This is a genomic window from Inquilinus sp. YAF38 (assembly GCF_052113205.1).
GTDB lineage: Bacteria > Pseudomonadota > Alphaproteobacteria > DSM-16000 > Inquilinaceae > Inquilinus.
This window is the reverse complement of record NZ_JBFRCU010000086.1, coordinates 1-23,087: the sequence shown is the minus strand read 5'-3', so window position 1 is coordinate 23,087 and position 23,087 is coordinate 1. Positions and strand designations below refer to the sequence as shown.

The window sequence follows — 23,087 nt, the reverse complement described above, 5'->3', positions numbered from 1 at the left end:
CTTTGCGCGGCCCGGTGCAATACGCAAACCGATCGATCCCGGCCGGCGATATGCTGCCGCGGCAACGACCCCGGATCCCGCCATGACCGCCGCCCTCGACCATGCCCGCCTGCTCGACCGGCTGCAGCGCCTGGGCGCGATCGGACGCGGCCCGTCCGGCGGGCCGACCCGGCTGGCTCTGACCGATGCCGACCGCGCCGGCCGCGACCTGCTGGCGGGCTGGATGCGGGAGGCGGGGCTGGAGGCGCGGGTCGACCGCATCGGCAATATCTTCGGCCTGTGGCCGGCGGCGGGCGGCGGCGATCCGGTGATGATCGGGTCGCATATCGACACGGTGATCGACGCCGGCATCTATGACGGCTGTTACGGCGTGCTGGCCGGGCTGGCCGTCGTCGAGGCGTTGCGGGCCGCCGGCATCGTGCCAGCCCGGCCGATCGCGGTCGCCGCCTTCACCAATGAGGAGGGCGTGCGGTTCCAGCCGGATATGATGGGGTCGCTGGTCCATGCCGGCGGGCTGGACCTCGACGCCGCTTTGGCCGCGGTCGGCACCGACGGCGCCGTGCTGGGCGAGGCGCTGACACGGATCGGCTATGCCGGCGACCTGGAGCCGGGGTCGATCCGGCCGGCCTGTTATCTTGAGCTGCATATCGAGCAGGGCCCGGTGCTGGAGGCGGAGGGGCTGGCCATAGGCGCGGTCGATTCGCTGCAGGGCATCTCCTGGCAGCGGGTGACGATCACCGGCACGGCCAACCATGCCGGTACCACGCCGATCGCCGCCCGCCGCGACGCCGGCCTGGCCGCCGCCCGGGTGATCACCCATCTGCGCGACCGGGTGGCCGATGCCGGCACGCTGGCCACGGTCGGGTCGCTGCGGCTGGAGCCGGACGCAATCAACGTGATCCCGTCCCGCGCCGTGTTCACGGTCGACCTGCGCGATCCTGACGAGGAGCGGCTGCAGGCGGCCGAAGCCGCGCTGGCCGGCTATCTCGAAACGCTGGCGGCGGCGGAGGGAGTGGAGGTCGCGACCGAGCGGCTGGCCCGGTTCCAGCCGGTGCGGTTCGACCCGGCGCTGGTGCGGCTGGTCGCCGAGGCAGCGGAGCGGCGCGGCCATCGCTGGCGACGGATCACTTCCGGCGCCGGCCACGATGCCCAGATGATCGCCCGGATCGCACCGTCGGCGATGATCTTCGTGCCCAGCCGCGGCGGCATCAGCCACAACCCGGCGGAGTTCACCGAGCCCGAGCAACTGGCCGCCGGCGCCGAGGTGCTGCTGGACGCGGTGGCGCGGCTGGTGGGGGCATAGGTGGCAGGGAGGCTGACCGCACGCTTACTGCCCTCCCGTTCTGTCATGCCCGGGCTTGACCCGGGCATCCAGGAGATGTCGACGCCGCTCCGGGTGGCCCCTGGATTGCCGGGTCAAGCCCGGCAATGACAGGAAAGGAAGGCTCCAAAGGCAGCTTCAGGCGCGACGCCTTACGCCCGGATCAAAGTCCCGATGCCGCCCTCGGTGAAGACCTCCAGCAGCACGGCGTGCGGCACCCGGCCGTCCATGATCACAGCGCCCTCGACCCCCTGGTCGACCGCCGAGATGCAGGTCTCGAGCTTCGGGATCATGCCGCCGGAGATGGTGCCGTCGGTCATCAGCTCGCGCGCCCGGGCCAGCGGCAGCTCCTGGATCAGCTTCTTGTCCTTGTCGAGCACGCCGGCGACGTCGGTCAGCAGGAAGAAGCGGGTGGCGTTCAGCGCCGCGGCGATGGCGCCGGCGGCGGTGTCGGCGTTGATGTTGTAGCTCTCGCCGCGCGGACCGACGCCGATCGGCGCGATCACCGGGATGAAGTCGCTGTCCTCGAACGCCTCGAGGATCTCAGGGTTCACCGCCGCCGGCTCGCCGACGAAGCCGAGGTCGAGGATGCGCTCGATGTTGCTGTCGGGGTCGCGCTTGGTGCGCTGCAGCTTGCGGGCCGAGATCAGGCCGCCATCCTTGCCGGAGACGCCGACCGCCTTGCCGCCGACCGACTGGATGGCGGAGACGATCGATTTGTTGATGTTGCCGGACAGCACCATCTCGACCACGTCGACGGTGTTGCGGTCGGTGACGCGCAGACCGTCGACGAATTCCGACTTGATGTTCAGCCGCTCGAGCATCGCGCCGATCTGCGGGCCGCCGCCATGCACCACCACCGGGTTGATGCCGACCTGCTTCAGCAGCACGACGTCGCGGGCGAAGCTCTCGGTCAGCGAGTCGTCGCCCATGGCGTTGCCGCCGTATTTGATCACGAAGGTGGCACCGGCATAGCGGCGCATGAAGGGCAGCGCCTCGACCAAGGTATGGGCCTTGTCGAGCGAGGCGGCGGGCAGGTTGGGCGGGGCGGCGAAGGGCTTGGTCATCGAGCTCGATTCCTGCGAGCGGTTGCCGGCGCCCCTCTCATGCCCCAGCGCGCGGCCGTGATCAACCGCGCTTAGCCGTTCTTCGCGATCTCGGTCAGGAAGGCGCGCAGCTCGGCGATGCCCTCGCCGCTGTCGCTGCTGGTCAGGAACACCCGCGGGAAGGCGGCTGGATGGCGCTTCAGCTCGGCCTCGACCTCCGGGATCCGGCGCTCGCGCTCGCCTTTGCCGACCTTGTCCATCTTGGTCAGCACCACCTGGGTGGCGACGGCGGTGTCGTCGAGCAGCTTCAGGATCTCGGCGTCCGACTCCTTGATGCCGTGCCGGCCGTCGACCAGCACCAGGGCCCGGCGCAGCGTCGCCCGGCCGCGCAGATAGCCCTTCAGCGTCTCGGTCCAGCCATGGGACAGCGACTTCGACACCTTGGCATAGCCATAGCCCGGCAGGTCGACGAGCGACAGCCGGCCGCCGAGGTCGAAGAAGTTGAGCTGCTGGGTGCGGCCCGGGGTGTGGCTGATGCGGGCCAGGGTCTTCCGCCCGGTCAGGGCGTTGACCAGGCTGGACTTGCCGACATTGGAGCGGCCGGCGAAGGCGATCTCCGGTAGGCCGGCGGGCGGCAGGTCGGTCAGCGCGGCCGACCCCCAGGTGAAGCGGCATTCCTGCGCGAACAGCAGCCGCCCCGCCTCGATCGCCTCCGGCCCGAATGCCTCTCTTTCGGCCGCCTGCGGCTCGGTCACCCCTTGCGGCCCGCCGGCTTGCGGGGGCCAGGCGCCTTCGCGGCGCCGTCGCCGTTCTTCTTGCGGGTGACCGAGGGCGGCAGGGCGGCCGGCGCCTCGGAGCCCTCCTCCATCCCGCCCGAGATCTTCACATGCATGCGCTTCATGATCGACCACTGCTGCAGGATCGTCAGCGTGTTGTTCCAGGCCCAGTAGATCACCAGCCCGACCGGGAAATGCGCCAGCATGAAGGTGAAGACGACCGGCAGTGCCATGAACACCTTGGCCTGGACCGGGTCGGCCGGCGCCGGGTTCAGCTTCTGCTGCAGGAACATGGTGAAGCCCATGATGATGGGCGCCGCGCCGATCATCAGCATCGCCGGCGGGGTCCACGGGATCAGGCCGAACAGGTTGAACACCGTGGTCGGGTCGGGCGCCGACAGATCGTGCATCCAGCCGAAGAACGGCGCGTGCCGCATCTCGATGGTGACCAGCAGCACCTTGTACAGCGCGAAGAACACCGGGATCTGGATGATGATCGGCAGGCAGCCCGCGGCCGGGTTGACCTTCTCGCGCTTGTACAGCGCCATCAGCTCCTGCTGCTGCTTGGCCTTGTCGTCGGCGAAGCGCTCGCGCAGCTTCACCATCTCCGGCTGCAGCGCCTTCATCTTCGCCATCGAGCGGTACGATTTGTCCGCCAGCGGGTAGAACAGCAGCTTCAGCGCCAGGGTGAAGATCAGGATCGCGACGCCGAAATTGCCGACGACGCTGTGGATCCAGGCGAGGATCTTGAAGAACGGCTTGGTCAGGAACCAGAACCAGCCGAAATCGATGGCGAAGTCGAACTTGGTGATGTTCAGCGTCTCGTGATAGCTGCCGATCAGGTCGACTTCCTTGGCGCCGGCGAACAGCCGGCCGGTCGATTCCACGGCCTGGCCCGGGGCCACGGTCTGCGGCTCGGCCTGATAGGTCGCGAGGTAGCGGCCGCCGCCGTCCGACTGGTGCAGGAACTGGGTGTCGACCTTGACCGCCTGGTCCGGGATCAGCGCGGCCAGCCAGTACTTGTCGGTGAAGCCGAGCCAGCCGCCGGTGGTGGTGTTCTTGACCGCCTTGTCGTCCTGGATGTCCTTGTAGGTCTTCTCCTCCAGCGTGCCGTTGAACACGCCGTAGGGGCCCTCATGCAGCACGTAATAGCCCTGGGTCACCGGCGTGCCGAAGCGCAGCACCCGGCCGTAGGAGGCGAGCTGCACCGGTTTGTCGGTGTTGTTCACGACCCGCTGGACCACCGTGAACATGTAGTTCGCGTCGATCGAGATGGTGCGTTCGAACACCAGCCCCTGGCCATTGTCCCAGCGCAGCACCACCGGCGTGTCCGGGGTCAGCGTCTCGCGGTCGGCGGTCCAGACCGTGTTCGCGCCCGGCACCACGACCGACGGATCGGCCGGCGCCCAGCCGTAGTCGGCATAATAGGGAGACGGGCCGCCCAGCGGCGTCAGCAGCACGATCTCCGGGCTGTTCGGGTCGACCGTCTCGCGATAGTCGCGCAGGGTGACGTCGTCGATCCGGCCGCCGGTCAGGTTGATCGAGCCGTGCAAGCGCGGGGCCTCGATCTTGACCCGCTGGGTCTGGGCCAGCGCCTGGGCGCGGTCCACCGGCGCCTGGGCCGCGCCACCGACCGCGGTCGGGGCCTGGGGCGAGGCGGTCGAGGTGGTGGCGGCGGGAGCGGTGGTCTGCTGCTGTCCCGACGGCGTGGTGGGCTTCGCCGACGGGAACAGGAACTGGAAGCCGAGAAGGATGGCCAGCGAAAGGGCGATCGCCAGGATCAGGTTCTTCTGGTCGGTCATCGCATCAGGGCTCCGGTCCCGGCCTCTGCCCCTAAATCTGGCCGGCCGGTCAGTCGTGCAATCAGGTGTCGGTGGACCGGGCCGCACCGCCGCAGCAGGCGTCGCGGCCGGATCCACCGGCATCCTTGGTCAGGGTGTCGGGCACGGGGTCATACCCCGACCCACCCCAGGGGTGGCAACGCGCGATGCGCCGCAGGGCCAGCCAGCCCCCGGCGATCGCACCGTGCCGCTCAATAGCCTCGATCGCATAGGCGGAGCAAGTGGGCGCGAACCGGCACTGGCGTCCGATCAGCGCCGACAGGCTGTAGCGGTAGCCGATCACCAGGGCGCGCATCGCATGGGCCAGCGGGCTCATGCCGCGGCCCCGCCCGCCTCCGCCCCTCCGACTCCTGGCGCCGGGCGCACGGCGCCCAGCTTCTGCAGGGCGCGGTCGAGATCGGCGACCAGATCGGCGAAGGGCCGGCGGATGGTCTCGCCGCGGGCGATCAGCACCAGGTCGACACCAGGCGCCGCCCGGCGGCCCAGCACCTCGGCGGCGGCGGCGCGCAGGCGGCGGCGCGCCCGGTTGCGGGCGACCGAATTGCCGACCTTGCGGCTGGCGGTGTAGCCGACGCGCAGGTCGCAGCCGGCGGTCGCCTCGGCGTCGGTCCCGGCCTGGTCCCAGCGGCGCAGCTGGACGATCACCCCCGGCTGCGCCCATTTGCGGCGCGTTCCGGCAACAGCCAAAAACTCGGCCCGCTTCTTCAGCCGGCCGAGGCGGATCAGGGAGGAATCGTCAAGGCGGACGCGCATCCGGTCACCCCGGCCCAGGCCCTCAAATCAGCAGATTTGCCAAAGACAAATCTGCCGGGTCCGGATTACGCGGAGAGGCGCTTCCGGCCCTTGGCGCGACGATTGGACAGCACGCGGCGGCCGCCGACGGTCGCCATGCGGGCGCGGAAACCATGGCGGCGCGCGCGCACCAGCTTGCTGGGCTGAAAGGTTCTCTTCACGATCGGAACTCCGGATAGGCTTACTGCGCCCTTCCGGACGCAAAACGGTGGCGGGTTATAGGCACGCATGGCGCCCGAGTCAACCGAACGCCCATAGATCGGTGCGGGGATGCGCTGGAGGCCGGTCTTCCGGTAGATTGACCTTATGGCATGGAATCCGACCCACACCCTGAAATTCGCCGGCCCGCGGCTGCAGCCCGGGCTCGACCTCATCACCCGGCTGCCGGACATCGAGGCGCGACGGATCGTCGACCTCGGCTGCGGCAGCGGCGCGTTGGCGGCGCAGCTGGCCGAACGCTGGCCGCGCGCCGCGGTCACCGGCCTTGACCGCGACCGCAACGCCCTGCGTGAGGCGCGGGCGACCCATCCGGACCTGGACTGGGTCGAAGGCGACATCGCCGACTGGTCGCCCAAGGAGCCGGTCGACCTGATCTTCTCCAACGCCGCGCTGCAGTGGCTGGACGGACACGAGGCGCTGGTGCCGCGGCTGCTGTCCTTCCTCGCCCCCGGCGGCGTGCTGGCGGTGCAGATGCCGCGCAACTTCGACGCGCCGAGCCACGTGCTGATGCGGGCGCTGGCGTCGGAGCCGCCCTGGTCCGGCCGGATCCCGCTGCGCCGCCCGCCGGTCGGCACCCCGGCCGCCTATTACGACCTGCTGGCGCCGCGCACCGCCGCGCTCGACATCTGGGAGACCGAGTACCTGCATGTGCTGAAGGGCGACAACCCGGTGCTGCACTGGGTGCGCGGCACGGCGCTGCTGCCGGTGATGGCGGCGCTGTCGGGGCCGGAGCTCGACGCCTTCATCGCCACCTATGCAGCCCGGCTGGCCCAGGCCTATCCGCCGCAGCCGGACGGCAGCACCCTGTTCCCCTTCCGCCGCCTGCTGCTGCTGGCCCGGGTGGGGGCTTGAGCGATACCAGGTGAGCTTCGCCTGTCCGGTCTGTGGCTTTCCCGGGCTCGATGAGGCGCCGCGTGACGAGCATGGCTGCGCGTCGTTCGAAATCTGCCCATGCTGCGGAATCGAGTTCGGCTATGAAGATGCTATGACGAGCCACTCCGAACTTCGGGCGCGATGGATCGCCGGCGGCAAGCGCTGGTGGAGTTACAAGGGGCCGCCTCCGGATTGGGATGCCGACACGCAGTTGACGCGGATCAACGAGTAGGCAGGGCTCGCCGGAGCGAGTCCGACTTACTTTCTGGCCTCGGCGAGCACGCCGGCGTCCATCTCCTTCAGCGACTTCGGCTTGCCGCGAAGGCGGAGCGAGCCGAACACATCCTCGGGCCGCGTCTCGGGAAAGGCTGGGACTGGCCGCAACAGCACGCCTTCGGGCGTTTCCTCGACCACCAGCCGCGTTCCCGCCCGCCAGTCCCGCCGCTGGCGGATGGCGCTGGGCAGGAAGACCTGCCCCTTGGTGGAAATGATCGTCGTGAGATGATCCGCGCCGGCCATCAGACTGCATCCCGGCAAAGTAAGACGATCGCAGGATGAAGGGCGGCAGCACCGGCATCAAGCCCTGCTGTGCGGCGGATGCCGCTTTGACCTGCGGCAGGATCGGCACGAGACTGTCGGCGGGTGGCGTCCGATCGAGTCGGCATGGCTGATACACTGATGGGGCGTCGGGTTCGCTTGGGCAAACCCGACCTACGGCTCATTGTTTTACGGCACGTGTCGTGCGAGGTGCATCGTATCGTGGAGAATACGGACGACAATGATCTCGCCGTCTTTTACGGCGTAGTAGACCAGCAGATGCCGCCCCTTCCGCCCGCGCCTGGCGATGTGTAACACCCGCATGCCTGGACCGATGTCGTCTCGTTTCCTGCTGTCCGGAAGATCCGGCCCTGCCGCGAGAGCCGTGACCGCATGCGCGATCGTCTCCTCATAGACGAGCGCCTGTTTCGTCCCGAAGCTCTGGCCGGTCCATTGCAGGATGGAGAAAAGGTCGCGCTCAGCCGCGGTGCTCAGGTTGACCCGCCAGCGGCGCCCGGGCATGCGTCAGTCCGGCAGGCCAGACAGAGCCGAGTCTGCTATCGCTCTCATATGCCGGCGCAGATCCTCCACCGAATCGAACTCCGTATAGTCCCCGCGCTCTACTGCATCGATTCCGACCTGAACCGCGGCCCGCAGACGCTCCAGCTTGGCCGCGTCTTCCTGCTCGCGCTGCTCGACCAGACGGAGTCCCTCGCGCWGGACCTCGCTGGCATTCTGGTAGCGGCCGGATTTGACCAGCCCTTCGATCAGCTCGGCCTGGTGATCGGTCACGACGACGTTGCGGGTCGGCATCGCGGGCGGTCCTCTGAACACGTCTGCAGAGGAATAAGATAGGGCGATTGGCATAGTATGCCAATCGCCTTGATCGTGCTCAGCCCTCTCTCACTTGCCCGGCGGTTTGTACCAGGCGTCGAGGGTCTCCTGGACCTTGGCGCCGGCCTGCTCGGCAGTCATCGAGCCGTTCAGCACCTGGGCCGAGACGTTCCAGATCGCCTGGTCGACATTGGGCTTGCCGCGCGACAGGATCTGGTGCGCCAAGCGGATGTTGCCGCCGCACTTGTCCTTCCAGCCCTGGAACTCCGCCGCCAGCGGGTCCTTCAGCTCGACCTTGTGGGTCGACAGGGTGAAGAAGCCCGGCAGGGCGTTGGTGTAGAGCGCCGCGAACTCCGCCGAGGCCACCCATTCCAGGAAGGCGCGCGCCGCCTCCGGATGCTTGCTGTGGGCGTTCATGCCGAAGCCGAGATCGGTGTGATTCGAGATGAAGCAGGGGTCGCCCGCCTTCGCCACCGGCGGCGGGAAGGCGCCGAGCGGGAAGTCGGCCTGGGCCTCGAACAGCGGGATCTCCCACGACCCGGCCGGGTAGATCGCGGCACGGCCGAGGGTGAACAGGTTCTGGCTGTCCGGGTAGGATTGCGCCTCATAGCCGTCGGCCAGATAGGGCTTCCACCTGGCCAGCTCGGCCCAGGCGGCGACATAGGGCGCGTCGGTGAACTTGGCGGTGCCGGCGATCAGCGCGCGGCGACCCGGGTCGCCCTGCCAATGATTCGGGCCGATGTTCTGGAAGCCCATGGTCGCGGCCTCCCACTGGTCGGCGGTGCCGATCGACAGCGGCACTTCCCCGGCGGCCTTGATCTTGTCGAGCAGTGCGAAGAACTCGGCCTCGGTCTGCGGCGGGGTCAGGCCGAGCTTGTCGAAGATCTGCTTATTGTAGATGAAGCCGCCGATCACCGAGCCGACCGGCACGCAATAGGTGGTCTTGCCGTCATCGGTGCTCCAGGCCGTCCGCGACGCCTCTGGAAAAGCGTCGATGCCCTTGAGGTCGTTGACCGACGCAAGATGACCCTTCTGGAACAGCGCCAGCGAGGCGTCGAAGGCGCGGCAGGCGACGATGTCGCCGGCGACCCCGCCCTCCATCTTGGCGTTCAGCGCGGCGTTGTACTCGGTCGGCGCCGAGGGCGCGAAGTTCAGCTTGATCCCCGGATGCGACGACTCGAAGGCCGGGACGATCTTGTCCTGCCAGATCTTGAGGTCGTCGTTGCGCCAGCTCTCGATCGTCAGGGTGACGTCCTCGGCGCGGGCGGCGCCGGCCAGCGCGGCGAGCGCCGCGCCCGCGAGCAGGGCACGGGTCAGGATGGTGGTCATTGTCTCGGGCCTCCCCTTTTGGCTGGTCTAGACCAGCGGGAGCGGCCCGGCTTGTCAACCCCGTGGACGATGCCCCGAGCCCCTTCCCATTCCCGTCATTCCCGCGAACGCGGGAATCTCTCGCCGGTCATGCGGGATGAGATCCCCGCTTTCGCGGGGATGACGAAAAGGGTTTCGTAGAAGCGAACCAGCCACCTCAGTCGAGTTGCAGCACAATGCCCTTGAGATAGGCGCTCTCCGGCAGCAGCGGATGCACCGGATGGTCCGGCCCGGCGCCGGACTGGCGCAGGATCCGGCCCATCCGCCCGGCATCGACCAGGCCGCGCGCCACCTGCTCGGCGAACAGCGCCGGGTCGACGTGATGGCTGCAGGAGAAGATGCAGAGGAAACCGCCGCGCTCGGTCACCCGCGCCGCCAGCCGGGCCAGCTTGGCATAGCCGCGCGACCCGGCAGCGAGGTCCTTCTTCGATTTCACGAAGGCGGGCGGGTCGACCACCACCACCGGCCAGCGCTCGCCCTCGCCGCCGCGACGCTCCAGCTCGGCGAAGGCTTCGCCGCGGGCGGTGACGACCCGGTCGGCGACGCCGTTGGCGGCGGCCGCCTTGGCCGCCAGCTCCAGCGACGGGGCCGAGCGGTCGACCAGCGTCACCGCCTCGGCCCCAGCCAGCGCCGCCTGGATGCCGAAGCCGCCGGTGTGGGTGTAGACGTCGAGCAGCCGCCGGCCGCGGGCCAGCTTCGCCACGAAGGCGCGGTTGTCGCGCTGGTCGAAGAACCAGCCGGTCTTCTGGCCGCCGAGCGGGTCGGCCTCGAATACCGCCCCGTTCTCTTCCACCGCGACCGGGCCGTCGAGGGCGCCGCGGGCGACCCGCACCTCCTCCGCCAGCCCTTCCAGGCCGCGCGCGGTACTGTCGTTGCGCAGCACGATGGCGAGGGGCTTGAGCAGCTCTTCCAACGCGTCGCAGAGCGGTCCTTCCAGCCGGTCCATCAGCGCGGTGTTGCTCTGCAGCACCAGCACGTCGCCGTAGCGGTCGATGATCAGCCCCGGCAGGCCGTCGGCCTCGGCATGGACCAGGCGGTAGAAGGGCCGGCCGAACAGCGTGTCGCGCAGCGCCAGGGCCGCGGCCAGGCGCCGGCGCAGGAAGCCGGTGTCGATCGCCGCATCCGGGCTGCGGTCCAGCATGCGCACCGCGATCAGCGCGTGCCGGTTGAAGCCGCCGACGCCGAGGGACTTGCCGCTCGCCGCCTCGACCCGCACCGGCGCGCCCAGCGGCACCTCGCGCAGCTCCGGCGTCATGGCGATCTCGTTCGAGAAGATCCAGGGATGGCCGGCGGCGACGCGCTTGTCGCGGCCGGGCTGCAGGCGGATGAGCGGCAGGTCGGTCATGGCGGCGGAGCATAGGGGCGCGGCCGCGCGACGGGAACTGCGACGTTGACGCCGGACCGGCCGATCCTGTCTGCTGGCCCCGCCGCCGCCGAGAGACCGCCATGACCATCCGCCCGGGCCCGCGCAATTCCATTACCGACATCGCCGGCCTGCTGGTCGGCCAGGCCGAGAACCTGGCTGCGCGCACGGGCGTGACCGTGATGCTGCCGGAGATGCGGTGCACCGCTGCCGTGGATGTCCGCGGCGGCGCCCCCGGTACGCGCGACACCGACGCGCTGGACCCGACCTGCCTGGTCGAGGCGATCGATGCCGTCGTGCTGTCCGGCGGCTCGGTGCATGGGCTGGAGGCCGCGTCGGGCGTCGTCGCCTGGCTCGCCGCCCGTGGCCGCGGCCATCCGGTGGGCAGCGTACAGGTGCCGATCGTGCCGGCCGCAATCCTGTTCGATCTGACCAATGGCGGCGACAAGGGCTGGGGCGACACGCCGCCCTATCGCGCCTTGGCGCTGGCCGCCTGCGACGCCGCCGGGACGGAGGTGCGCCAGGGCAATGCCGGCGCCGGCACCGGGGCCAAGACCGCGACTTGCAAGGGCGGGCTGGGCACGGCGTCCGCCATCGACCCCGAGACCGGTGTCACCGTCGGCGCGCTGGTCGCCGCCAACCCGGTCGGCGCCGTGACCATGCCGGACGGGACTTTCTGGGCCTGGCCCTGGGAGCAGGCGGACGAGTTCGGCGGCCCGCACCGCCCGACCGGCCCGGCAGGACCGGAGCCGGTGCTGTTCCGCCATCCCGCCGCGGCCCAGCCCGAGCCCGGCGGCAACACCACGATCGGCATCGTCGCGGTCGATGCCGCCCTGACCAAGGCCGAGGCGCAGCGCCTGGCGATCATGGCGCAGGACGGCCTGGCCCGCGCCATCCGCCCGGTGCACACACCGATGGACGGCGACACGGTCTTCGCCCTGGCCACCGGCGCCGTGACGCTGCCGGAGCCGCGGGCCGCGGCCCTGGCCCGGATCGGCGCCATCGCCGCCGACTGCGTCGCCCGCGCCATCGCCCGCGGCGTCTGGCATGCCGAAACACTGGGGGCGCACACCGCCTGGCGGGAGAAATACGGCAAGACCAGCAAAAATGGGACCGGATAGCCCTCCGCCCCTTTCGGTTCAGATTATCTATCCGGTCCCAAGTGGGGCAGCGGAGAGGCCGCGTTGCGGAGCAGCCGTCGCTTCCCCGAACGCAAGGATAGGCAATGGGACCGACCCGGCCCAGGCAGCCATCCGGAGATGCCCGCTACGACATTGGAGGGAGCGGGACCGGACCGGTGCGCTCGCCCGCGGCGTCTGGCATGCCGGGACGCTGGGGCCGCACACCGCCTGGCGAGAGAAATACGGCAAGCCTTGAACCCGCCCCGGCGGCGCTGCCATCATCCGCGGCGAACGCGAAGCGCCGGGATTCGGGCCGGCCGGCGACGGCACGGCCGAACAGGGAGACGACGATGGGGATGAGGGGCATGCTCGCCGCCGCCGCGCTGGCGGTTGGGCTGATCGCAACACCAGCGCTGGCCGCCAAGGATCAGGCCGTGATCGGCATGGTGCTGGAGCCGCCGAACCTGGACCCGACCGGCGGCGCCGCCGCGGCCATCGCCGAGGTGGTCTATGCCAACCTGTTCGAGGGGCTGACCCGGATCGACGAGAACGGCCAGGTGCAGCCGGGGCTGGCCACCGAATGGAAAGTGTCGGACGACGCCCTGACCTACACCTTCACCCTGCGCCGCGGCACCACCTTCCACGACGGCACCAAATTCGACAGCGAGGCGGTGAAGTTCTCGCTGGACCGCGCCCGCGCCGCCGATTCGACCAACCCGCAGAAGGTCTTCTTCGAGCCGATCCAATCGGTCGACACCCCGGCGGCGGACCAGGTGGTGATCACCCTGTCGCATCCGGATGGGCTGTTCCTGTTCCATCTCGGCCAGGCGGCGGCGCTGATCGTGGCGCCGAACTCCGCCGCCGACAACGGCACCCACCCGATCGGCACCGGCCCGTTCAAATTCGTCGAATGGGTGCCGGGCGACCATGTCACGCTCGAGCGCACCGACGCCTATGCCGGCGACAAGCCGCAACTGGCCAAGCTGACCTTCCGCTTCGTCGCCGACCCGGCCGCCGCCTCGGCCGCGGTGATGTCGGGCGACATCGACGCCTTCCCGAACATGCCGGCGCCGGAGACGCTGGACCAGTTCAAGGCCGATCCGCGCTTCGCGGTCGAGATCGGCACCACCGCCGGCGAGACCGTGCTGGCGGTGAACCAGCGCCGCAAGCCGTTCGGCGACGTCAAGGTGCGGCGGGCGCTGGCCATGGCGATCGACCGCCAGGCGCTGATCGATGGCGCCATGTTCGGCTACGGCACCCCGATCGGCAGCCATTTCGCGCCCTATGAAGCCGCCTACAAGGACCTGACCGGCGCCTATCCCTACGACCCGGCCAAGGCCAAGGCGCTGCTGGCCGAGGCCGGCTATCCGGACGGCTTCAAGGCGACGTTGAAGCTGCCGCCGCCCGGCTATGCCCGCCGCAGCGGCGAGATCATCCAGGCGCAGCTGGCCGAGATCGGCGTCCAGGTCGAGCTGGTGCCGGTGGAATGGGCGCAATGGCTGGAGCAGGTGTTCAAGGGCTTCGACTACGACATGACCATCGTCGCGCACACCGAGGCGCTGGACATCGACATCTATGCCCGTGGCAAGGACAAGTATTATTTCGGCTACGACAACCCGGCTTTCAACGAGGTGATCCAGCAGTTGAACCGCACGATCGACCCGGAGCAGCGCAAGGCGCTGTACCAGCAGGCGCAGCAGATCCTGTCGGACGACGAGGCCGCGGTGTTCCTGTTCCAGCTGCCGAAGACCGGCGTGCGCAACGCCAAGCTGATGGGGATGTGGAAGAACAGCCCGATCGCCGCCAACGACATGACCAAGGCCCATTGGGTGGAATGACCGAGACGCGGCGCAAATCGACTAAGAAGGGATCCCGGCTTTTCTCTACGGGCCGGGGCCGCTGATGCTCGGCTTCCTGGGGCGGCGGGTGCTGACGCTGCTGTTCACGCTGTTCGCCGCCTCGGTGGTGGTGTTCACCGTGCTCGAGGTGCTGCCCGGCGACCCGGCGCTGCTGATGCTGGGCACCGAGGCGCGCGAGGACACGCTGGCGGCGCTGCGGACCCAGATGGGTCTCGACCGGCCGGCGCCGGTCCGCTACCTCGACTGGGTCGGCGGCGCCCTGACCGGCGATCTCGGCACCAGCTACACCTATAAGCTGCCGGTGGCGAAGCTGATCGGCGACCGGCTGGCGGTGACCGCGCCGCTGGCGCTGTTCGCCCTGCTGCTGTCGACCGCCCTGGCCATCCCGCTCGGCATGCTGGCCGCGGTGAAGCACAACCGGGTCGGCGACTGGGGGGTGATGGGGTTCAGCCAGCTCGGCCTCGCCGTGCCCAGCTTCTGGGTCGGCATCATGCTGATCTGGCTGTTCGCGCTGCAGCTCGGCTGGTTCGGCGCCGGCGGCTTCCCCGGCTGGTCCGCCGGCTGGGGCCAGGCGCTATACGCGCTGATCCTGCCGGCCGTGGCGCTGGCGCTGACCGAGGCGGCGATCCTGGCCCGTATCGTCCGCTCCGCGATGCTGGAGACGATGCGCGAGGACTATGTCCGCACCGCCCGGGCCAAGGGCTTGTCGAAGGGCCAGGTGCTGCGCCGGCACGTGCTGCGCAACGCCCTGATCCCGGTCGCCACCATCATCGGGCTGCAGTTCGGCTTCCTGATGGCCGGCGCGGTGGTGGTGGAGAATGTCTTCACCCTGCCCGGGCTGGGCCGGCTGGCCTTCCAGGCCATCGCCCAGCGCGACCTGATCGTGGTCAAGGACGTGGTGGTGCTGCTGGCCGCGATCGTCGTCACGGTCAATTTCCTGGTCGATGTGGTCTATGCCGTGATCGACCCGCGACCGAAACAGGCGGGGTGACGATGATCCGGCTGCTCGTCCATCGCGGCTTCGTCCTCGGCCTCGCCCTCTGCGTCGTCTTCATCGGCATGGCCGTGCTCAGCCTACTCTGGACGCCCTACGCGCCGAACGCCATCGCCATTCCGCAGAAGCTGCAGACGCCGAGCGCGTTGCACTGGCTGGGCACCGACCAGCTGGGGCGGGACACGCTGTCGCGCATCATGGTCGGCGCCCGCACCTCGGTCGCGGTCGGGGTGGTCGCGGTCGTCATCGGCCTGGTCATCGGCGTGCCGCTCGGCCTTTGGGCCGCGGCAAGGCGAGGCTGGACCGACGAGATCCTGGGCCGCGCCGTCGACCTGACCTTCGCCTTCCCGGCGATCCTCAGCGCCATCCTGATCACCGCGCTCATGGGCCCCGGCGCGGTCAACGCCATCCTGGCGATCGGCATCTTCAACATCGCCGTCTTCGCCCGGGTGGCGCGCGGCGCCGCGCTGGTGGTCTATGGCCGCGACTTCGTCCGCGCCGCCCAGTCGCTGGGCCGGTCGCGCCTGGACATCGCCCTGCGCCACGTGCTGCCGAACATGGCCAACGCCCTGATCGTGCAGGCGACGATCCAGTTCGCCATCGCCATCCTGGCCGAAGCGGCGCTCGGCTATCTCGGCCTCGGCACCCAGCCGCCGCAGGCCAGCTGGGGCAAGATGCTGCTCGATGCCCAGACCCTGCTGGCTCAGGCGCCGCTGCAGGCGGTGTTCCCTGGCTTGGCCATCGCCGTGGCAGTGCTGGGCCTCAACCTGATCGGCGACGGCCTGCGCGACCTGCTGGATCCCAGGATGAAGGTCGGACGCCTCGGCTGACGCAAAGAACTTGCGTTAGGGCGCGATCATCGCGCGCACCTCCCGCCGGCCGGCGGATAGGGTCACGGCAGTTCCACTCCACCCGGGGCCGATCATGCAGCTGCTGTACCAGACCCATTCCCCCTATGCCCGCAAGGTGCTGGTGATGGCGCATGAGGCCGGGCTGGCCGGCCGGATCGAGGTGATCCATCACGAGACCAGCCCGACCCGGCGCAACGAGGCGGTGTTCGCCGCCAATCCGCTGGGCAAGGTGCCGGTGCTGATCTGCGCGGACGGGCTGGCGCTGTTCGACAGCGTCGCCATCTGCGACCACCTGGACGGCCTGCATGACGGGCCGAAGCTGATCCCGCCCGCCGGTCGGGCGCGCGCCCTGACCCTGCGGCTGCAGGCCCTGGCCCAAGGCCTGGCCGATGCCGGCATCGCCCTGCGCTGGGAGACGGAACGGCGGCCGGAGGCGCTGCGCTACCCGGCCCTGGCGGAGGGCCAGGCGGCGAAGCTGGTCGCGGCCTATGATTTCGTCGAGCGCGAGGTCGACCTGGACGGGCCGCTCGATCTCGGCCAGATCGCCCTGGCCACGGCCTTGAGCTGGCTGGAGTTCCGCAGCCTGCCTGACTTCCGCCCCGGCCGGCCGCGCCTGTCGCCCTGGTTCGACACCTTCAGCCGCCGCCCGTCGATGCGGGCGACGCCGCTGTCGGGAGAAACCCACGATTGCAGACGTAGGTTGGGTTCGCTCTTGCGAACCCAACATCGCACCGCCTGAGCCATTGTTGGGTTCGCTGGCGCGAACCCAACCTACGAAGCTAAGCGACGACCAGATCCGTCGGCGCCAGGGTCAGGGCCTCGCAGCCGGTGTCGGTGACCAGCACGGTCTGGCCCGTGGTCATGGCGAGGCCGCGGTCGCTGTCGTAGAGGATGATGTGGATGAAAAATACCATCCCGGGCGCCGCCAGGGTCGGGTTGCCGTGGAAGAACATCGACAGGCTCGGCGAGTCCATCCAGTTCGGCGCGAAGGTGGTGCCGAGCGAGTAGCCGCAGGCGTTCAGCCGGGCGTGGCGCAGGCCGGCGGCGTCGGCCACCCGGGCATGAGCGTCGAACACGTCGCCGAGCGGATGGCCCGGCTTCAGCGCCGCCTTCGCCGCCTCCAGCGCATCGACCGCCGCCTTGTGCATCGCCCGGTGCTCCGGCGAGGCCTTGCCAACCAGGAGCGTGCGCATCAGGCAGGCGTGGTAGTGGCGGTAGGTGCCGGCGAATTCCAGCGTCAGCTGGTCCTCGGCCGAGAGGTGGCGCCGGCCGGTGAAGTAGCGGCACATCAGGGCGCCGGGGCCGGAGCCGATGATGAACTCGTTGGCCGGGTCGTCGCCGCCGCCGCGCCACACCGCGCCCTGCATCGCCGCCAGGATGTCGCCCTCGAAGGCGCCGGGCCCGGTCAGCTTCACCGCCTCGTCATAGGCGGCGTCGGCCAGCTTCGCCGCCTCGCGCACATAGACCAGCTCGGCCGGGCTCTTGATCAGCCGGAAGCGGGAGACGAGGTCGGAGGCGTCCTCATGCTGGGCGTAGCCGTCGAGCTTGGCCTTCAGCCGGAAGCCGAGCGCCGCGGTCAGGCCGTAGGCATCCCATTCGACGCCGATCCGCCCGTCACGGGCATCATATTCGTCGAGGATCGCCAGCAGGTCGTCGGCTGGCTCGGACCCCGCCCGGTCGACCCAGACCCGGACATCCTCGATCACCGAGGTGAAATAGGCTTGCCGCTCGTCGGCGGAACGGGTCAGCAGTGTCATCCGGCCGTCGACGCCGAGCCACAGGCACTGGAAATAGACATAGCCGAAGGTGTCGTAGCCGGTCAGCCAGTACAGCGACTCCTGGCGGAACACCAGCAGCCCGTCGAGGCCGCGCGCGGCGATCTCGGCACAGATTCGGCGGCGGCGATCCGCCAGCTCCGACGCCTCGAAATGGATCGGCATGAGGGCTCTCGCTTCAGCGCTTCTGGGCGCGGATCTCCGCGATCGGCTCGGCGTAACGGTACTCAATGTCCCAGGGGAAGAAGATCCAGGTGTCCTGGCTGACCTCGGTGATGAAGGTGTCGACCAGCGGCCGGCCGGCCGGCTTGGCGTAGACCGTGGCGAAATGCGCCTTCGGCAGCAGGTCGCGCACCACCCGGGCGGTGCGGCCGGTGTCCACCAGGTCGTCGACGATCAGCCAGCCCTCGCCGTCGCCCTCGACCGGCGCCTTCAGGATCTTGGATTCGCGCTGCTCCTGGTGGTCGTAGGTCGAGACGCAGACCGTGTCGATCAACCGGACGTCGAGCTCGCGCGCCAGGATCGCGGCCGGCACCAGCCCGCCGCGGGTGATGGCGACGATGCCCTTCCACGGACCCAGCTCGGCCAGGCGCCAGGCCAGGGCACGGGCGTTGCGGTGCAGCTCCTCCCAGGAGACCGGGAAATCCTTCCGGAACGACGCGTGCTCGGCCATCTTCGGTACTCCAACACCCCTGGGGAATTGGCGCTTCATAGCGCAACCGGACCGGCACCGGAAGGGTGTGCCGGCCTTGATCCTGCCATGCTTGAAGCCGATTCTCCGCCCCGCAGCCCTCTGCGGCTGCGCTGCACCAGAGAATGGTATGTTCCGCCTCGTCCTGACTGCCGCCCTCCTCGCCTTCGTCGCCGCACCTGCCCTGGCCGCCGAATCCTGCGACGTCAACGCCGAATCCGCGGCCGTGGTCGCGGCCTGGGGCGCCAAGGTGCGCGACGGATCGATGCCCGAGGCCAAGCTGTCCGAAATCTCCGGCAAGATCCAGTCGCTGCCCGCGATCAGCGCGCAGGACCCGAACAAGGCCTGCGCCGTCTTGGCCGAGATCAAGCGCGAACTCGGCCTGTAGGCCCCGGCTTCCCTCAGCGGAAGCCGACCATCGCCATCGCCCGCTGAACCTTCTCGGCCGGCCAGCGCTTGACCGCGCCCGGCGGCTCCTTGCGGCTGGTGACGGCCGTCCCCTCGCCGGGGCCGAGGGTCACCGAGCCGGCATCGGTCGAGACCTCGACCGCGCCGTCGAGGACCAGGACGCCGAAGGCGCCGTCGATCGGCCCGGCGAAGAAGCGGGTGCCGCGGACCCCGAGCGTGGCGACCCCGGTCTCGATGGTCACGCTGTGGTTGGGCGCCTGCTCGATACCGCCGCCGCCGAACATGAAGGCGCCCTGCAGCCGCCGAAGCGCCAGGGCGGCGTCGCCATCCGCCCCGCCATAGGCGAAGCGGTCGACCACCAGCCGGGCCGCCGGCCCCAGCGTCAGCTCGGTGCCGTCGTCCAGCTTGACCTGCAGCCGCGACTGCGGGCCGGTCCACAGCGTGTCGTCGAGGAACACCGGCGACGCCGGGTCGAGCAGCCGGTCCTGGCCCTGGTAATAGGCGCCGGCCGCCGGCTCCAGCCGGTCGACCTGGCCGATCTTCGGGCGGTCCTGGGCCAGGGCCGCAGCAGGCAGCAGCAGGCAGGCGAGGACCAGCCCGATGGAGCGTGAACGTCGTGACATCGCAATCTCCCTTTCCGAGAGATCATGGTTCGGAGCGAGGCCGGCCGGTGTTACCTGGGTCATTGCGCGCCGCAACCGGGCCTTCCCGTGATGGAAGGCAGCCCCTATCCTAGCTCACCCAAGGCAGGAGAGTCCGAGTGGCCAGCGTTCCGCCGGCGGAGAAGCGTCGCCTCCTCTCCGAGACCCCGTTCTTCGCCGCCTTCCCCCCGGCCCAGCGCGACGCCCTGGCCGCCAGGCTGGCCGAGCGCAGCCACGAGGATGGCGACACCATCTTCCTGCGCGGCGACGAGAGCACCAGCCTGATGATCGTGGCTGCGGGCCGGGTGGCGCTGCGCCTGACCTCGCCGCAGGGGCGCGAGATCCTGCTGGCCATCCTCGAGACCGGTGAGATCTTCGGCGAGATGTCGCTGCTGGACGGCCGCGGCCGCAGCGCCGACGCCGTCGCCTTCGGCCCGTGCCGGCTGCTGAGCCTGGACCGCCGCGACATGCTGCCGGTGCTGCAGGAATCGCCCGAGGCCTGCATCCGCCTCTTGGAGCTGCTGTCGACCCGGCTGCGGCGCACCAGCGATCAGCTGGAGGGCGTGGCCCTGATGACGCTGCCGTCGCGGCTGGCGCGGCTGCTGCTGACGCTGAGCGAGACGCACAGCGCCCGCAATGCGGACGGCGAGGTGCTGCTGCCGCTGGCGCTGTCGCAGCGCGACCTCGGCCAGCTGATCGGGGCCAGCCGCGAGAAGGTCAACCTGCAGCTCGGCCGCTGGTCGGCCGAGGGGCTGCTGCGGCGGCAGGACGGGGCGCTGGTGATCTGCGACACCGAGGCGCTCTCCGACATCGCCGACGCCGGGGCGCCCTGACCCGATGCGCCGCCTGTGGCGCCGCTTCGGCCCGATCCTGCCCGGCCTCCTGGTCCTGGCTGCGCTGGTGGCGCTGCGCCTGGCCGATCCGGCGCCTATGGCGGCGCTGCGGCTGCAGGGCTTCGACCTGCTGCAGCGGTTGGCGCCGCGCGCCTACGATCCCGCCGTGCCGGTCCGCGTGGTCGCGATCGACGACGAATCCCTGCGCCGGCTCGGGCAATGGCCCTGGCCGCGCGACCGCCTGGCCCGGCTGGTCGACCGGCTGGCGCAGGCCGGGGCGGCGGCGGTCGTGCTCGACCTCGTCCTGGCCGAGCCGGACCGCACCGCCCCGGCCCTGATCGGGTCTCTGCTGGCCGGCCGCGCCGACCCGGCCGTGCTGGCGGCGCTGACCCGGGACCTGCCGGACCCCGACCGCGACCTCGCCGGGGCGCTGGGCCGGACCCGCAGCGTCGTCGCCTTCGCCCCGGCCGAGGAGCCGGGCCGGCTGCCGCGCATCATCGCCAGCTTCGCCGAGATCGGGCCGGCGCGGCAGCGGCTCGACCGCTTCGCCGGGGCGGTGCCCAGCTTGCCGGAATTCGAAGCCGCGGCCTCGGGCGACGGCAGCATCGGCGCGCCGACCGGCCGGGACGAGGTGCTGCGGCGGCTGCCTGCCGTCTCCCGGCTCGGCGACACCCTGATCCCGTCGCTGGCGGTCGAGGCGCTGCGGGTGGCCCAGGGCGCCGGCACCGTGACGCTGCGGGCCGCGCCCGACGGGCCGGGGCTGGACGCGATCCGGATCGGCGAGTTGATCCTGCCGGTGGCTCCGGACGGCCAGTTCTGGCTGCACTTCACGCCGGACGCGCCGGCCCGCCAAATGGCGGCATGGCGGGTGCTCGACCCCGCCGTGCCGGAGGCTGAACTGGCGACGGCGCTGCGCGGGCGGATCGCCCTGATCGGCGTCACCGCCACCGGCTTCGGCGACAGCGTGCTGACGCCGCTGCGCGACCGCATCGCCGGCGTCACCGCCCATGCCGAGGCGCTGGAGCAGATCCTGCTCGGCCGCCACCTGACACGGCCGGCCTGGGCCATGACGCTCGAGATCGGGCTGCTGCTGGTGCTCGGCATCGCCCTGGTCGCATCGTGGCGGCGGCTGCCGGCGATCGTCTCGGGCGGCCTGGTGGTGCTGACCATGGTCCCGATCGCTGCCGGCGCCTTTCTGGCCTATCGCCAAGCCGGGCTGCTGCTCGATCCGACCCTGCCGATGCTGGGCCTGCTGCTGACCCATGGCGCGGTCGCGGCGACGGCGCAGTGGCGGGTCGAGCGCGACCGCCGCGCCATCCGCACGGCCTTCGCGCAGTATCTCGCCCCCGCTCTGGTGGCCCGGCTGGCGGAGCATCCCGAGCGGCTGCGGCTGGGCGGCGAATGGCGCGAGATGTCGTTCATCTTCACCGACATCGCCGGCTTCACCAGCCTCAGCGAGACGGTGCCGCCGGACCGGCTGGTGGCGACGCTGAACGCCTATTTCGACGGCGTCTGCGGCTGCGTGCTGGAGGCCGGCGGCACCATCGACAAGATGGTCGGCGATGCGCTGCATGCGATGTTCGGCGCGCCGGTCGACCAACCCGACCATGCCGAGCGCACCGTCGCCTGCGCCCTGGCGATCCACCGCTTCACCACCGGCTTCGCCGCTGCCCGCCGGGCCGAAGGCATGCCCTTCGGCCGGACCCGGATCGGCGTCGCCACCGGCAGCGCCGTGGTCGGCAATTTCGGCAGCCGCCACCATTTCGACTATACCGCCTACAGCGAGGTGGTGAACCTGACGGCGCGGCTGGAGAATGCCAATAAGTCGCTGGGCACGCCGCTCTGCGTCTCCGCCGCCACGGCCAAGGCCTGCCCGGACCGGCGCTTCCGCCCGGTCGGGCGGCTGCTGTTGCGCGGAGTGGGCGCCCCGGTCGAGGCGCTGATTCCGGACGAGCTCTGCCCCGCCCCCGCCGAGGCCTATGCCGCCGCCTATGCGGCGCTGCGCCGCGGCGAGGCCGGGGCCGCAATGCTGTTCGCGGCGCTGACGGCGGACCATCCGGAAGATCCGCTGGCGCGGCTCCACGCAAGGCGCCTGTCAGAGGGCGCCAAGGACGACCTGATCTCGGTCGAATGAGGGATCAGCGGTGGCGGCGCGGCAGGCGGAGGACGGCCGTCTGCCGGGTCGGCGCCCACACCGTCCAGCGGGGCGGCTGGGCCACCCAGCGATGCGAGATCTGGGTCGGTCGTTCCGCCTCGTCGTCGTGCCGGGCGGCGCGGCACAGAGCGAGGCCGTAGAACAGGGCAAGCACGAAACCGCCGATGAGAACCGCGAGCATCATCCGTACCTCCTGAGCCAGAAACGATGCAGCAGCCCGCAGGTTCCCGCGCGGACTGAGGCAAGCGCAAACGTCGCGGACGGCATATGCTTCGGATCGGAAGGAAGGAGGCTGGCTGGGGCGCTAGGATTCGAACCTAGGAATGACGGGATCAAAACCCGCTGCCTTACCACTTGGCGACGCCCCAATCGGCCGGGCGGGATAGATAGCCCAGCCGGTGCAGCATCGCAACCGCGCGTTGCCGCCCGGTTTTGGGCATAATAGAAGAATAAGCGCGTATGCGGGGCAGCGCGGATCACGGTAACGGTCGAGGCAGGTCACGGCATGAGCGGCGAACGGCCCCAGGACGACTCCTTGCACTTTCCGGCGCAGACCGCGCCCGAGCCACAGGAAGAGGCCCGGCTCAACGCGCTGAACGACAGCGTGATGCAGCTGCAGCAGGAGTTGCGCAGCGCCCGCGGCGAGATCGATACGCTGAACGAGCGGCTGGCCGAGGCGGCGACGGCGCCGCCGCGCCGCGGCGGGCTGCTCGGCTGGATCGCGGCGGCGGTGATCGCCGTGCTCGGCATCGGCGGCCTCGCCCTGGTGAACTTCGGCTCGCGCGAGCC

At 70.3% G+C, this 23,087-nt stretch carries 27 protein-coding genes and 1 tRNA gene; 12 read left to right on the top strand and 16 right to left on the bottom strand.

Annotated features, from left to right (window positions below; all coding sequences use genetic code 11):
• Positions 1-82 precede the first annotated feature (82 nt).
• The gene (locus AB4Z01_RS28715) at positions 83-1,303 is read left to right on the top strand and encodes a Zn-dependent hydrolase (protein ID WP_441699485.1); all 1,221 of its coding nucleotides are present in this window, start codon (positions 83-85) and stop codon (positions 1,301-1,303) included.
• Between the two features lie 170 nt (positions 1,304-1,473).
• Here the strand turns inward: AB4Z01_RS28715 and argB are convergent, their stop codons facing one another.
• The 6 genes from argB to rpmH form a co-directional block, all read right to left on the bottom strand.
• Positions 1,474-2,388: an acetylglutamate kinase gene (argB, locus tag AB4Z01_RS28710; protein WP_441699483.1), complete on the bottom strand. Its 915-nt coding sequence runs from the start codon at positions 2,386-2,388 to the stop codon at positions 1,474-1,476.
• Positions 2,389-2,459: 71 nt separating this feature from the next.
• Positions 2,460-3,122, bottom strand: coding sequence for a ribosome biogenesis GTP-binding protein YihA/YsxC (gene yihA, locus AB4Z01_RS28705; RefSeq protein WP_441699481.1), 663 nt, complete (start codon positions 3,120-3,122; stop codon positions 2,460-2,462).
• The gene (gene yidC / locus AB4Z01_RS28700) at positions 3,119-4,945 is read right to left on the bottom strand and encodes a membrane protein insertase YidC (protein WP_441699479.1); all 1,827 of its coding nucleotides are present in this window, start codon (positions 4,943-4,945) and stop codon (positions 3,119-3,121) included. The genes yihA and yidC overlap by 4 nt, the downstream gene beginning before the upstream one ends.
• 61 nt (positions 4,946-5,006) lie before the next feature.
• Complete coding sequence (gene yidD / locus AB4Z01_RS28695) at positions 5,007-5,300, bottom strand: membrane protein insertion efficiency factor YidD (protein WP_395672942.1); 294 nt, start codon at positions 5,298-5,300, stop codon at positions 5,007-5,009.
• Positions 5,297-5,737: a ribonuclease P protein component gene (rnpA, locus tag AB4Z01_RS28690; protein ID WP_441699477.1), complete on the bottom strand. Its 441-nt coding sequence runs from the start codon at positions 5,735-5,737 to the stop codon at positions 5,297-5,299. Before rnpA ends, yidD begins: the two co-directional genes overlap by 4 nt.
• Positions 5,738-5,802: 65 nt before the next feature.
• A complete protein-coding gene (gene rpmH / locus AB4Z01_RS28685; protein ID WP_138887974.1) occupies positions 5,803-5,937 on the bottom strand; it encodes a 50S ribosomal protein L34 in 135 nt (44 codons plus the stop codon).
• Positions 5,938-6,082: 145 nt separating this feature from the next.
• On the opposite strand from rpmH, the gene AB4Z01_RS28680 reads away from it, so the two are divergent.
• Positions 6,083-6,847 (top strand): methyltransferase domain-containing protein, encoded by a 765-nt coding sequence (locus tag AB4Z01_RS28680; RefSeq protein ID WP_441699475.1) that lies wholly within the window; start codon positions 6,083-6,085, stop codon positions 6,845-6,847.
• 10 nt (positions 6,848-6,857) lie between these two features.
• Positions 6,858-7,100, top strand: a complete 243-nt coding sequence (locus tag AB4Z01_RS28675; RefSeq protein ID WP_441699474.1) for a hypothetical protein — start codon at positions 6,858-6,860, stop codon at positions 7,098-7,100.
• Between the two features lie 26 nt (positions 7,101-7,126).
• Here the strand turns inward: AB4Z01_RS28675 and AB4Z01_RS28670 are convergent, their stop codons facing one another.
• The 5 genes from AB4Z01_RS28670 to AB4Z01_RS28650 all read right to left on the bottom strand — a co-directional run bounded on the left by AB4Z01_RS28670 (position 7,127) and on the right by AB4Z01_RS28650 (position 10,952).
• Positions 7,127-7,387 carry an AbrB/MazE/SpoVT family DNA-binding domain-containing protein gene (locus tag AB4Z01_RS28670; RefSeq protein WP_441699472.1) on the bottom strand — a complete coding sequence of 87 codons (261 nt, stop codon included), beginning with the start codon at positions 7,385-7,387 and terminating at the stop codon, positions 7,127-7,129.
• Positions 7,388-7,594: 207 nt separating this feature from the next.
• Positions 7,595-7,927, bottom strand: a complete 333-nt coding sequence (locus AB4Z01_RS28665) for a type II toxin-antitoxin system RelE/ParE family toxin (protein ID WP_441699471.1) — start codon at positions 7,925-7,927, stop codon at positions 7,595-7,597.
• A gap of 3 nt (positions 7,928-7,930) precedes the next feature.
• Positions 7,931-8,218 (bottom strand): type II toxin-antitoxin system ParD family antitoxin, encoded by a 288-nt coding sequence (locus AB4Z01_RS28660; RefSeq protein ID WP_441699470.1) that lies wholly within the window; start codon positions 8,216-8,218, stop codon positions 7,931-7,933.
• A 90-nt stretch (positions 8,219-8,308) separates the two neighbouring features.
• Positions 8,309-9,568 (bottom strand): ABC transporter substrate-binding protein, encoded by a 1,260-nt coding sequence (locus AB4Z01_RS28655; protein ID WP_441699469.1) that lies wholly within the window; start codon positions 9,566-9,568, stop codon positions 8,309-8,311.
• A gap of 196 nt (positions 9,569-9,764) precedes the next feature.
• A complete protein-coding gene (locus tag AB4Z01_RS28650) occupies positions 9,765-10,952 on the bottom strand; it encodes a class I SAM-dependent rRNA methyltransferase (RefSeq protein ID WP_441699468.1) in 1,188 nt (395 codons plus the stop codon).
• A gap of 101 nt (positions 10,953-11,053) precedes the next feature.
• Between AB4Z01_RS28650 and AB4Z01_RS28645 the strand changes: the two genes are divergently transcribed.
• The 5 genes from AB4Z01_RS28645 (at position 11,054) to AB4Z01_RS28625 (ending at position 16,534) form a co-directional block, all read left to right on the top strand.
• Complete coding sequence (locus AB4Z01_RS28645; RefSeq protein WP_441699467.1) at positions 11,054-12,091, top strand: P1 family peptidase; 1,038 nt, start codon at positions 11,054-11,056, stop codon at positions 12,089-12,091.
• A 365-nt stretch (positions 12,092-12,456) separates the two neighbouring features.
• The gene (locus AB4Z01_RS28640) at positions 12,457-13,929 is read left to right on the top strand and encodes an ABC transporter substrate-binding protein (protein ID WP_441699466.1); all 1,473 of its coding nucleotides are present in this window, start codon (positions 12,457-12,459) and stop codon (positions 13,927-13,929) included.
• Positions 13,930-13,993: 64 nt separating this feature from the next.
• Positions 13,994-14,941 carry an ABC transporter permease gene (locus tag AB4Z01_RS28635; RefSeq protein WP_441699464.1) on the top strand — a complete coding sequence of 316 codons (948 nt, stop codon included), beginning with the start codon at positions 13,994-13,996 and terminating at the stop codon, positions 14,939-14,941.
• A gap of 2 nt (positions 14,942-14,943) precedes the next feature.
• Positions 14,944-15,774 carry an ABC transporter permease gene (locus AB4Z01_RS28630; protein WP_441699463.1) on the top strand — a complete coding sequence of 277 codons (831 nt, stop codon included), beginning with the start codon at positions 14,944-14,946 and terminating at the stop codon, positions 15,772-15,774.
• A gap of 94 nt (positions 15,775-15,868) precedes the next feature.
• Positions 15,869-16,534: a glutathione S-transferase family protein gene (locus tag AB4Z01_RS28625; RefSeq protein ID WP_441699462.1), complete on the top strand. Its 666-nt coding sequence runs from the start codon at positions 15,869-15,871 to the stop codon at positions 16,532-16,534.
• A 40-nt stretch (positions 16,535-16,574) separates the two neighbouring features.
• On the opposite strand, the gene AB4Z01_RS28620 is transcribed toward AB4Z01_RS28625, so the two are convergent.
• Both AB4Z01_RS28620 and gpt read right to left on the bottom strand, forming a co-directional pair.
• Positions 16,575-17,735 (bottom strand): M24 family metallopeptidase, encoded by a 1,161-nt coding sequence (locus AB4Z01_RS28620; protein WP_441699460.1) that lies wholly within the window; start codon positions 17,733-17,735, stop codon positions 16,575-16,577.
• Positions 17,736-17,748: 13 nt separating this feature from the next.
• Positions 17,749-18,243, bottom strand: coding sequence for a xanthine phosphoribosyltransferase (gene gpt, locus AB4Z01_RS28615; protein ID WP_441699459.1), 495 nt, complete (start codon positions 18,241-18,243; stop codon positions 17,749-17,751).
• 148 nt (positions 18,244-18,391) lie between these two features.
• On the opposite strand from gpt, the gene AB4Z01_RS28610 reads away from it, so the two are divergent.
• Positions 18,392-18,649 carry a hypothetical protein gene (locus AB4Z01_RS28610; RefSeq protein ID WP_441699457.1) on the top strand — a complete coding sequence of 86 codons (258 nt, stop codon included), beginning with the start codon at positions 18,392-18,394 and terminating at the stop codon, positions 18,647-18,649.
• Between the two features lie 13 nt (positions 18,650-18,662).
• Here the strand turns inward: AB4Z01_RS28610 and AB4Z01_RS28605 are convergent, their stop codons facing one another.
• Complete coding sequence (locus AB4Z01_RS28605; protein WP_441699455.1) at positions 18,663-19,292, bottom strand: FecR family protein; 630 nt, start codon at positions 19,290-19,292, stop codon at positions 18,663-18,665.
• A 137-nt stretch (positions 19,293-19,429) separates the two neighbouring features.
• On the opposite strand from AB4Z01_RS28605, the gene AB4Z01_RS28600 reads away from it, so the two are divergent.
• Both AB4Z01_RS28600 and AB4Z01_RS28595 read left to right on the top strand, forming a co-directional pair.
• Entirely contained in the window at positions 19,430-20,143 is a 714-nt protein-coding gene (locus AB4Z01_RS28600) for a Crp/Fnr family transcriptional regulator (protein ID WP_441699453.1), read from the top strand.
• Positions 20,144-20,147: 4 nt separating this feature from the next.
• Entirely contained in the window at positions 20,148-22,277 is a 2,130-nt protein-coding gene (locus tag AB4Z01_RS28595) for a CHASE2 domain-containing protein (protein ID WP_441699451.1), read from the top strand.
• A gap of 4 nt (positions 22,278-22,281) precedes the next feature.
• Here AB4Z01_RS28595 and AB4Z01_RS28590 read toward each other — a convergent pair whose 3' ends face one another.
• Together AB4Z01_RS28590 and AB4Z01_RS28585 are read right to left on the bottom strand one after the other, a co-directional pair.
• The gene (locus AB4Z01_RS28590; RefSeq protein WP_441699449.1) at positions 22,282-22,482 is read right to left on the bottom strand and encodes a hypothetical protein; all 201 of its coding nucleotides are present in this window, start codon (positions 22,480-22,482) and stop codon (positions 22,282-22,284) included.
• Positions 22,483-22,591: 109 nt separating this feature from the next.
• Positions 22,592-22,666, bottom strand: a tRNA-Gln gene (locus AB4Z01_RS28585).
• Between the two features lie 137 nt (positions 22,667-22,803).
• On the opposite strand from AB4Z01_RS28585, the gene AB4Z01_RS28580 reads away from it, so the two are divergent.
• The coding region (locus tag AB4Z01_RS28580; RefSeq protein WP_441699447.1) for a hypothetical protein at positions 22,804-23,087 on the top strand (284 nt) is incomplete at its 3' end.